We start from the raw sequence: 1171 nt of genomic DNA, 5'->3' as shown, positions 1-1171 counted from the left end.
CTTCTGTATATAGCGGGCCTACTGGATAATCTCTGAACCAGTCGAGTACTGACTGCAATTCGGAGTCATCCTCGGGCCGCAACAGCAGGTGCTCCGGAACAGACTCCGCGTTCGCGCAGAGCTCGCCGGGCTGCTGAAGAACAAGCCGGGGCATGCGGAAGATCACTCACTTTCTGTTGTGGACCACAGGGTCCGTTGCTATCCCGGTCAGGATGCTTCGATGATCGCCTTGTCGCGCCGGGTTTTGTCCTTCGTGCGGAACCGAACGAAGGGTACCGGCTTTCCCGTCTGTCCGGCAGCGGGAATAAAGGCGGCAGCCATGACGACCTTGTCTGGGTCGATGCTGCCGTTGGTCACGAGCGCTGAGGGGGTACCCAGAGTTGAGTCAACTACGGGGTAGAGGAGGATGGCTCCCCGTCGGGGCCGATGTAGCTGAGTGGCCTCCGGGTCGTCCTCGCTGAGCGGATGGAGGCCGGCGATGCGCTCGGCTGACTGGCGATGGGACATGCCGGAGATGCGGTTAAAGATCCCTCGGGCGTTCCGTCCACGCTGCACGAGCGTTAGGGGCTGGGTCCCGAGAATTGCAGCCGCGATGCTTGAGGGGCCAGAGGTCTGGGGAACTATCAGCGCCCAGTCGTCAGTTGCGCAGCCAGCGTCACTGGAGTCCTTGAGATAAGCGAGGTGGGGATGGAAGAGATCTGGTCGGCCCCATGTGAGATGGCTCATGATGTCGAGCAGCTTCTGGTGGCTGAGGACTGCCGTCTTGGCTCGATAGGGGGTGTTCCTCCGGTCCGTATCGGAGACTGTGACCAGGACTGTGAAGTCCGTACTCAGTGCCTTCAGCGCCGGCAGCCACGCCATAGTGTTTTCCTTCAGCTCCGAGCCCCGCGTCGGATACGCGGTCGGTTCCACCCATTGTCCCGGCGAACGCACCTCCACCAGCTCGGCGTTGAACATTTTGTTGCGGCCAGACGGCTTGAGCCCTGGCAAGTGCTGGGATACCAGAGGAGGGATCTCCGCAGGTCTCAATTGCTTCTTGCCATCAATCAGTTCGGCGTACATCGTCAACTGTGCGCGGAAGTTCTCTTCATCACGACAGACTGCTTCGAAAGCTTCGTACAGATCTAGTGTTTTTGTCTTCGTCAGCGGCTCGGTGCGACCGATGTAGAGA

General features: G+C 60.0%; 1 pseudogene. It reads right to left on the bottom strand.

Annotated features, from left to right (window positions below):
- Positions 1 to 207 precede the first annotated feature (207 nt).
- Positions 208 to 1171, bottom strand: a pseudogene (locus ACFXKA_RS43075) (endonuclease); the annotation flags it as partial.

It is taken from the genome of Nocardia sp. NPDC059228 (assembly GCF_042754245.1).
Classification (GTDB): domain Bacteria; phylum Actinomycetota; class Actinomycetes; order Mycobacteriales; family Mycobacteriaceae; genus Nocardia.
The sequence above is the reverse complement of the archived record's forward strand: the minus strand, read 5'-3'. Positions and strand labels throughout refer to the sequence as shown.